Origin of the sequence: Actibacterium sp. (assembly GCF_041584535.1) — a bacterium.
In the GTDB taxonomy this organism is placed as follows: Bacteria; Pseudomonadota; Alphaproteobacteria; order Rhodobacterales; family Rhodobacteraceae; genus Actibacterium_D.
In genome coordinates this window covers 1-8,889 of record NZ_JBFHDW010000091.1, presented here as the reverse complement: position 1 = coordinate 8,889, position 8,889 = coordinate 1, and the positions used below count along the sequence as shown (strand labels likewise).

At 64.0% G+C, this 8,889-nt stretch carries 8 protein-coding genes; 7 read left to right on the top strand and 1 reads right to left on the bottom strand.

From position 1 onward, the window contains the following. Both gshB and ABYW26_RS06405 read left to right on the top strand, forming a co-directional pair. On the top strand, positions 1-872 hold an 872-nt coding region (gshB, locus tag ABYW26_RS06410; protein ID WP_372603960.1), incomplete at its 5' end, for a glutathione synthase. After that, a complete protein-coding gene (locus ABYW26_RS06405; protein WP_372603959.1) occupies positions 869-1,795 on the top strand; it encodes an alpha/beta hydrolase in 927 nt (308 codons plus the stop codon). The genes gshB and ABYW26_RS06405, both read left to right, overlap by 4 nt. On the opposite strand, the gene ABYW26_RS06400 is transcribed toward ABYW26_RS06405, so the two are convergent. Beyond that, a complete protein-coding gene (locus ABYW26_RS06400) occupies positions 1,767-3,275 on the bottom strand; it encodes a YifB family Mg chelatase-like AAA ATPase (protein ID WP_372603958.1) in 1,509 nt (502 codons plus the stop codon). The genes ABYW26_RS06405 and ABYW26_RS06400 overlap by 29 nt on opposite strands. Before the next feature lie 404 nt (positions 3,276-3,679). Here ABYW26_RS06400 and ABYW26_RS06395 point away from each other — a divergent pair, with 404 nt between their 5' ends. The 5 genes from ABYW26_RS06395 to ABYW26_RS06375 form a co-directional block, all read left to right on the top strand. Continuing rightward, a complete protein-coding gene (locus ABYW26_RS06395; RefSeq protein WP_372603957.1) occupies positions 3,680-4,558 on the top strand; it encodes an RNA polymerase factor sigma-32 in 879 nt (292 codons plus the stop codon). A gap of 127 nt (positions 4,559-4,685) precedes the next feature. Further along, positions 4,686-5,882, top strand: a complete 1,197-nt coding sequence (gene coaBC, locus ABYW26_RS06390; protein ID WP_372603956.1) for a bifunctional phosphopantothenoylcysteine decarboxylase/phosphopantothenate--cysteine ligase CoaBC — start codon at positions 4,686-4,688, stop codon at positions 5,880-5,882. Next, positions 5,879-6,346 carry a dUTP diphosphatase gene (dut, locus tag ABYW26_RS06385; RefSeq protein WP_372603955.1) on the top strand — a complete coding sequence of 156 codons (468 nt, stop codon included), beginning with the start codon at positions 5,879-5,881 and terminating at the stop codon, positions 6,344-6,346. Before coaBC ends, dut begins: the two co-directional genes overlap by 4 nt. Continuing rightward, entirely contained in the window at positions 6,346-7,395 is a 1,050-nt protein-coding gene (locus ABYW26_RS06380) for a ThiF family adenylyltransferase (protein ID WP_372603954.1), read from the top strand. The genes dut and ABYW26_RS06380 overlap by 1 nt, the downstream gene beginning before the upstream one ends. Before the next feature lie 70 nt (positions 7,396-7,465). Beyond that, positions 7,466-8,889, top strand: a 1,424-nt coding sequence (locus ABYW26_RS06375) for a M3 family metallopeptidase (protein ID WP_372603953.1), incomplete at its 3' end; no start/stop codon positions are given.

Here is an 8,889-nt window from a genome sequence, read left to right as displayed (position 1 = left end):
TTGCCGAAGAGGCGCAGGCACGCGGGCATGAGCTGTTCTATTACACGCCCGACCGCCTGTATTGGCTGGACGGCAAGGTGATGGCGCGGGGCTGGCCGTTGACGGTTCGGCGGGTCAAGGGCGATCATTTTGCGCTGGGCGAAGAAACCGATGTCGATCTTGGGACTTATGACGTTGTCTGGCTGCGTCAGGACCCGCCGTTCGATATGGGTTACATCACCACCACGCATTTGCTTGAGCGAATTCATCCCGGAACCTTGGTGGTCAATGACCCGTTCTGGGTGCGGAATTTTCCTGAAAAGCTGTTGGTGCTGCAATTCATCGACCTGATCCCGCCGACGATGATCGCCCGCGACCTTGAGACGATTCGCACTTTCAAACACGCGCATGGGGACGTGATCCTCAAGCCGCTTTACGGCAATGGCGGCGCCGGCGTGTTCCGGCTGGACCCGAATGATCGAAACCTGTCGTCGCTGCACGAATTGTTTGCCGGGATGAACCGCGAGCCTTTGATCGTGCAGAAGTTCCTGCCGGCGGTTTCGAAAGGCGACAAGCGGGTGATTCTGGTCAATGGCGAACCCGTTGGCGCGATCAACCGGGTGCCGCAGCCGGGTGAGACCCGGTCGAACATGCATGTCGGGGGGCGCCCTGAAAAGGTCGAGCTGACCGCCCGCGATCGCGAAATCTGTGACCAAATTGGCCCGGTTCTGCGTGAACACGGCCAGATTTTCGTCGGCATCGACGTGATCGGCGACTACCTGACCGAGATCAACGTCACCTCGCCCACCGGCATTCAAGAGCTTGAGCGGTTCGACGGCACCAATGTCGCCGAGAAGATCTGGCAAGTGATCGAGGCCAAGCGCGCGAAATGAGCATCCGCCGCCGCATCCTGAACCGCACGCTGCGTCTGTTCGAACGGCGGCATCTGGCGCGGGTTTCGGACCCCGCCGAAATGCGGCGCAGTTTCGAGATGAAGGCGCGGGTGTGGTTTCGCCCCCCGCGCGGATCGGAATTCCGGCGCGGGATGTTGGGTGATGTCCCGGTTTTATGGGCGCATGGCCCGACGGCGAACCGCGATTCGGTGATCCTGTATTTCCACGGCGGCGGCTATGTCATGGGTTCGTCGCGGACCCATCGCGCCATGTTGGCGACGGTGTCGCAGATGTCGGGCGTTCCCGCCTGTTTGCCTGACTATCGCATGGCGCCTGAGCATCTGTTCCCGGCGGCGTTCGATGACGGGTTGGCCAGCTACAAGGCCCTGCTTGAGGCCGGGTATCGCGGCGATCAGATCATTCTGGGCGGCGACAGCGCCGGTGGCGGTTTGGCGCTGGCAGTTCTGGCCGCGATCTGTCGCGAGGGGTTGCCGCAGCCGTTGATGAGCTTTGCCTTCTCGCCGCTGACTGACCTGACGATGAACGGCGCCTCGCATCGGTCGAACTATGACCGCGAGGTGATGTTGCCGCCCGAAAAGATGCATACGCTGGCGCAGGAATATCTGAACGGCGGCGATCCGCGCGATCCGCGGATCGCGCCGCTTTACGGGAATTTCCGTGGCGCTGGGCCGGTTTACCTGTGGGCCAGCACGCATGAAATCCTGTTGGACGACACGCGCAACATGGCTGCCCGGCTGAAAGAACAGGGGGTCGAGGTGCGCAGTCAGATCGAGCACGGCCTGCCGCATGTCTGGCCGATGTTCCACAACATCCTGCCCGAAGGACAGCGCAGTCTTGAGCGTTTGGCCGCACAGATCCGGGTGCGTGTCGACATTACCCACCCCGCGCCAGACGAAAGCTGACCGCCTCGGCCACATGCGGTTTGCGCACGTGGTCCGAGCCATCCAGATCAGCGATCGACCGCGCCACCCGCAGAACGCGGTGATAGCCGCGCGCGGACAGGCCAAAGCGTTCGGCGACGCGGGTCAACAGTTCGCGCCCGTCTGAATCCGGGGTGGCGATTTCTTCCAGCAGGCGGCCTTCGGCATCGGCGTTGCTGCGGGCGGTGGCGTGATCCTGGAACCGGGTGGCCTGAAGGCTGCGGGCGCTGGCGACGCGCTGGGCCACCGTGGCCGAATCGTCGCCGCTGTCCGGCAGGTCCAGATCGGCAAAGGCCACGGGCGGCACTTCGACCCGCAGATCGAAGCGATCCATCAAAGGCCCGGAGATCCGACCCAGATAGTCGTCGCCACAGGCAGGCGCGCGGTTGCAGGCGCGTTCGGGCTGGGCGAGGTGGCCGCAGCGACACGGGTTCGCCGCCGCCATCAGCAGAAACCGGCAGGGATAACGCATATGCGCATTGGCGCGGGCGACGACGATTTCGCCGGTCTCGATCGGCTGGCGCAGGGTTTCCAGCACCGCGCGCGGGAATTCGGGGAATTCGTCCATGAACAGCACGCCGTTATGGGCAAGGCTGATTTCCCCCGGTTTCGCGCCGCGCCCGCCGCCGACGATTGCCGCCATCGAGGCGGTGTGATGTGGTTCACGAAAAGGGCGGGTGCGGGAAATGCCGCCGTCGCTCAGCAACCCGGCCAGCGAATGGATCATCGAGGTTTCCAGCGCCTCGGCCGGGGTCAGTGGCGGCAGGATGCCGGGCAGGCGCGCCGCCAGCATGGATTTCCCGGCACCGGGCGGCCCGACCATCAGCATGTGGTGACGCCCGGCGGCGGCGATTTCCAGCGCCCGCTTGGCCCGTTCCTGCCCTTTCACGTCACGCAGATCGCGGGCCTGATCGCCGGTTCGAACCTCGCCCGGGTCCGAGGGCGCAATCGGTTTTTGCCCCGAATAATGCTGGATCACGTCGCCCAGTGATCCCGCCGCCAGAACCTGAGTGCCACCGACCCACGCCGCCTCGGCCCCGCAGGCGCGCGGGCATAGCAGGCTGCGCCCGGCCTCGGCGGCGGCCATCGCGGCGGGCAGGGCGCCGATCACCGCGACCAGCGTGCCGTCCAGCGACATCTCGCCCAAGGCGACGGTGTGTTCGACCTGATCCCGCGGGATCACGTCCAGCGCCGACAAAAGCGCCAGCGCGATTGGCAGATCGAAATGCGAGCCCTCTTTCGGCAGGTCGGCGGGGGAAAGGTTGATGGTGATCCGTTTGGACGGCAGCGCCAGCGCCATTGCAGACAGGGCGGCGCGCACCCGGTCGCGGGCTTCGCTGACGGCCTTGTCCGGCAGGCCGACAATCGAGAACGACGGCAAGCCCGCGGTGACGGCGCATTGCACCTCAACCATCCGGGCCTGAACGCCCTCGAACGCCACGGTGTAGGCCCGCGAAACCATTCTGCCTCCGGATCAGGGTTTCTTAACGGGGTAAGGCAGGATGGTTTACGAATGGTAAACGACGGGCGATTTTCAGGGCTGAATTCATGCCGAAATCGGAAAGTTGACGAGGTTTTAGTAGCAGGAATCGAATATTTTAGGGGCTGAATCCTAGTTCAAGAGTTGACCATAAATTTCCCAAAAAGAGTTCAAACTCAATTTTCTCTGATGCGGTATTTCAGTGCTCAGAGCGAGAATATTTCAACATTTTCTGTGAATCTCCTGTCGGCCAACCGAAGCCCAAGAAAATCAGCCGTTCCTCTGCCTCACAAAGAATTGGTGATCCGATCCTGCCCGTCATCCGTAACCCTTTATGACCCTGCATGCGGCACAGGCAGGGGGCGGAGAACCCAAGAGGGCTGATCATGGCATTTGATGGATTTGAACAAGCGAACTTTACCCGGCGGGCGATGCGCGCCGAGATGCTGGACGCTGAAACCGAATTGCAATTGGCCTATGCGTGGCGCGATCAGCGCGACGAGCAGGCGCTGCACCGTCTGATCACCGCCTATATGCGGCTGGCGGTGTCGATGGCAGCCAGGTTCCGGCGCTATGGCGCGCCGATGAACGATCTGGTGCAAGAGGCCAGTCTGGGGCTGATGAAAGCCGCCGACAAGTTCGACCCGGATCGCGGGGTGCGATTTTCGACCTATGCAGTCTGGTGGATCAAGGCCAGCATTCAGGACTATGTGATGCGCAACTGGTCTTTGGTGCGGACTGGCAGCACCTCGGCACAAAAGTCATTATTTTTCAATATGAAGCGAGTGCGGGCGCAGATCGAGCGCGAGGCCGGGCAGCAGGGCGAAGAGCTGGATCGCTATCAATTGCGGCAACGGATCGCGGCCGAGGTCGGGGTCTCATTGGCCGATGTCGAAACCATGGAAGGCCGCTTGTCCGGCGCCGATTATTCGCTGAACGCGCTGCAAGGCGGCGAGGACGAGGGCCGCGAATGGATCGAGGTTCTGGAGGACGACGCCGCCCAAGCCGCCGAGGTCGTCGAACAGCGCCACGATGCCAACGCGCTGCGCGACTGGCTGTGTCAGGCGATGGCCGCGCTGACCCCGCGCGAACAGTTCATTGTCACTGAACGCAAGCTGCGCGATGTGCCGCGCACGCTGGAAAGTCTGGGCGAGGAACTGGGCCTGTCGAAAGAGCGGGTGCGCCAAGTCGAGGCCGCAGCCTTTGCCAAGATGCGCAAAAGCCTGACCGCGCAAAGCCGCGAGGTGCGGCATTTTCTGGGCTAAGCGCGGTTTGCGGCGGCTGGCGCCGCCGCTGGCCTGCGGCGCGAGTATTTATTCCAAGAAAAAGCAGATGCTTGTGTGCCTGCGCCGGTCGGCCTAGGAATGGGGCAGGATGCGGCGAGAGGTGGCTATGCTGTCTGGCAAACGGGTGTTGTTGATTATCGGTGGCGGGATCGCGGCCTATAAGGCGTTGGATCTGATCCGGCGGTTGCGTGATCGCGGGGCCGAGGTTGTGCCGGTTCTGACCCGCGCGGCCGAGGAATTCGTGACTCCGCTTTCGGCCTCGGCGCTGGCGGCGCAGAAGGTTTACCGCGACCTCTTTGATCTGACCGATGAGGCCGAGATGGGCCATATCGAGCTGAGCCGCGCGGCGGATCTGGTGGTGGTTGCGCCAGCGACGGCGGACCTTTTGGGCAAGATGGCGAACGGGTTGGCGAATGATCTGGCCTCGACCCTGTTGATGGCGACGGACAAGCGCGTTCTGGTGGCGCCGGCGATGAATGTGCGGATGTGGGAGCATCCGGCCAATCAGCGCAACGTGGCGACCCTGCGCGGCGATGGCGTGTTGTTCGTCGGGCCGAACGAGGGCGCGATGGCGTGCGGCGAATTTGGACCGGGGCGGATGTCGGAAGTGCCCGAGATTGTCGCGGCGGTCGAAGCCGCGTTGGTGGCCGGGCCTTTGGCGGGGCGGCATATTGTCGTGACCTCGGGGCCGACGCATGAGCCGATCGACCCGGTGCGCTATATCGCCAACCGCTCGTCCGGGGCGCAGGGCACTGCGATTGCGCGGGCCTTGGCGGCGCTGGGCGCGGATGTGACCTTTGTTACCGGGCCTGCCGATGTGGCGCCGCCGCAAGGGGTGCATGTGGTTCAGATCGAGACCGCGCGGCAGATGCTGGACGCGGTCGAGGCCGCCTTGCCTGCTGACGCGGCGGTTTTCGCGGCGGCGGTGGCCGATTGGCGGGTGGCCAATTCGGCGATGAGCAAGATGAAAAAGGATGGGTCGGGCAAGGCTCCGGCGCTGGAATTTGCCGAGAACCCCGACATTCTGGCGACGGTAAGCCAGATGTCTGACGGGCGGCCCGCCTTGGTGGTGGGCTTTGCCGCCGAAACCGATGACGTGATCGCCCATGCCTCGGCCAAGCGGCTGCGCAAGGGCTGTGACTGGATCGTGGCGAATGACGTCTCGCCCGCGACCGGGATCATGGGCGGGGCCGAGAACGCTGTGACGGTGATTTCCGGCGAAGGAGCCGAGGAATGGCCGCGGATGAGCAAGGATCAGGTCGCGGCGCGTCTGGCGGCGAAAATCGCCGAGGTGCTGTCATGACCCCGTTAATTGCCGTGCTGCGCGAGGCGTGGGCCGATGCCGATCTGCCGCTGCCCAGCTATGAGACCGAGGGCGCAGCGGGCGCCGATCTGCGCGCCAACCTGATGCCCGAGGATCGGGCGGCGGGGCTGACCTTGGCCCCGATGGAGCGGCGGATCATTCCGACCGGTTTGCGGGTGGAAATTCCGCAAGGGTTTGAGATGCAGATCCGGCCGCGGTCGGGTTTGGCGCTGAAACACGGGATCAGCCTGCCGAATACGCCGGGCACGATCGACAGCGATTATCGCGGGCCTTTGGGGGTGTTGCTGATCAATCTGGGCACCGAGCCCTTTGTGATTTCCCACGGCGACCGCATTGCGCAGGCGATTGTCGCGCCAGTGGTTCAGGCGCGGTTCGCCGTGGCCGGCGCCTTGGGCGAGACCGCGCGCGGGGCTGGCGGGTTCGGCTCGACCGGGCGCGACTGATGGTTTTGGTTCTGGGACTGGCGGCGGCGTTGTGGGGTATCGGGCGTCTTGCCGGGGTGCCGCTGCGGGCGCGGCTGCTGATGCTGGGGCTGCTGTATGTGGCGGTTCTGATTGTGCAGATCGTTTTCCCCGAGGGGCATGCCTTGCGGGCTGCCACCGGTGGATCCAAGGAAATATGGCTGGGCGTTGGGGTTCTTGTGGCGATTGTCGCCGGTTACCGGGTCTTGCTGGGCAAACTGCGGGCGCGGGTTCGGCCCGCTGTCACGACGGCCCCGGTTGGATTGTTTTCAGATGCCGAACTGGACCGCTATGCCCGCCACATCGTGCTGCGCGAGGTCGGCGGGCCGGGTCAGAAGGCGCTGAAACAGGCGCGTGTTCTGGTGATCGGGGCCGGGGGGCTGGGCTCGCCCGTGCTGTTGTATCTGGCGGCGGCCGGGGTTGGCACGATCGGGGTGATTGACGACGACGTGGTTGATGCCTCGAACCTGCAGCGGCAGGTGATCCACACCGATGCGCGGATGGGCCTGCCCAAGGTGTTCTCGGCCGAGGAAGCAATCCGCGCGCTGAACCCGTTCGTCACGGTCAAGCCCTATCAGCGGCGGCTGGTCGAGGCGGACGCGGCCGAACTGTTCGCCGACTATGATCTGATTATGGACGGCACCGACAATTTCGAAACCCGCTACATGGTCAACCGCATGGCAGTGGCAGCTGGCAAGCCATTGATTTCGGCGGCGATTTCGCAGTGGGAGGGGCAGATCAGCCTTTATCATCCCCCCAGCGGCGCGCCCTGCTATGAATGCGTTTTTCCCAAGGCCCCGGCCCCCGGTCTGGCCCCGACCTGTGCCGAGGCAGGGGTGATGGGCGCCCTGCCGGGGGTGGTCGGGTCGATGATGGCGGTCGAGGCGATCAAAGAGATCACCGGCGCGGGCACCGGCCTGCGTGGGCGGCTGCAAATTTATGACGCGCTGTATGGCGAGAACCGACAGATTTTGATCCGCAAATGGGACGATTGCCCGGTCTGTGGAACCGCCTCCGGCGGGAGTATTTAAACCAAGAAAAAGCGCGGCTCTGGACGTTTGACAGGGCAATGCCTAGCTTGGCTCAAAGGAGTTTCCATCCATGACAAACCCGCTGTTGACCGATTGGTCCACGCCGTTCAACCTGCCGCCGTTTTCCGACATCAGAGACGAAGATTTCGCCCCCGCATTCAAGGCTGCTTTGGCCGAGGCGCGGGCCGATATCGCGGCGATCGCGGGCTGTTCGGCGCCGCCGAGTTTCGCGAATACCATCGAGGCACTGGAACTGGCGGGCAAGCGGCTGGATCGGATGCTGGGGGTATTTTACACCGTCTCGGGCGCCGACAGTAACCCCGAGCGCGAGGCGTTGATGCGGCAGTTTGTGCCGGAATTGTCGGCCTATTCGTCCGAGATTTCGATGAACGAGGCGCTGTTCGGGCGGGTGGATGCGCTGTGGCGGATGCGCGGGTCGCTGGACCTGTCCGAAGAGCAAGAGCGGGTGCTGATGCTGACCCGTCGCGGGTTCGTTCGGGCCGGCGCGCAGTTGAAGGGCGACGACCGGGCGCGGCTGACCGAGGTCAAGGCGCGGCTGGCGGTGCTTGGTACCGAGTTCACGCAGAACCTGCTGGCGGATGAACGCGCGTGGTTCATGGAACTGGCCGAGGACGATCTGGACGGCCTGCCGGATTTCGTTATTGCGACGGCGCAGGCGGCAGGTTCGGAAAAGGATGTGAACGGGCCGGTTGTGACCCTGTCGCGGTCGTTGATTGTTCCATTCCTGCAATTCTCACCGCGCCGCGAATTGCGGGAAAAGGCTTATCAGGCGTGGACGGCGCGCGGTGCAAATGGCGGCGAGACCGACAACCGCGTGATCGCGGCCGAGATTCTGGCGCTGCGACACGAGCGGGCGGCGCTGTTGGGCTATCGGGATTTCGCCAGCTACAAGCTGGAAACCGAGATGGCCAAGACCCCGGCGCGGGTGCGCGAATTGTTGATGGCGGTCTGGCAGCCGGCCAAGGCGGCGGCCGGGGCGGACGCGCAGGTGCTTGAGGATATGATGCATGCCGACGGGATCAACGGTCGGCTTGAGCCTTGGGATTGGCATTACTATTCCGAGAAGCGTCGCAAGGCCGAACACGATCTGGATGAGGCCGAGCTGAAGCCCTATCTGCAACTGGACCGGATGATCGAGGCGGCCTTTACCTGTGCCACCCGCCTGTTCGGGCTGGAGTTTTCGCCGCTGGACGCGCGGCTGTATCACCCGGATGTGCGGGCGTGGGAGGTCAAGCGCGGCGGGCGGCATCTGGCGGTGTTCATCGGCGATTATTTCGCGCGCGGCTCGAAACGGTCGGGGGCGTGGTGTTCGGCCAGCCGGTCGCAAAGCCGTCTGGGTGGCGAGGTGACGCCGATCGTGCACAATGTCTGCAATTTCGCCAAGCCCGCAGCGGGTGAACCCGCGCTGCTAAGCTATGACGACGCGCGCACGCTGTTTCACGAATTCGGCCATGCGCTGCATCAGATGCTGTC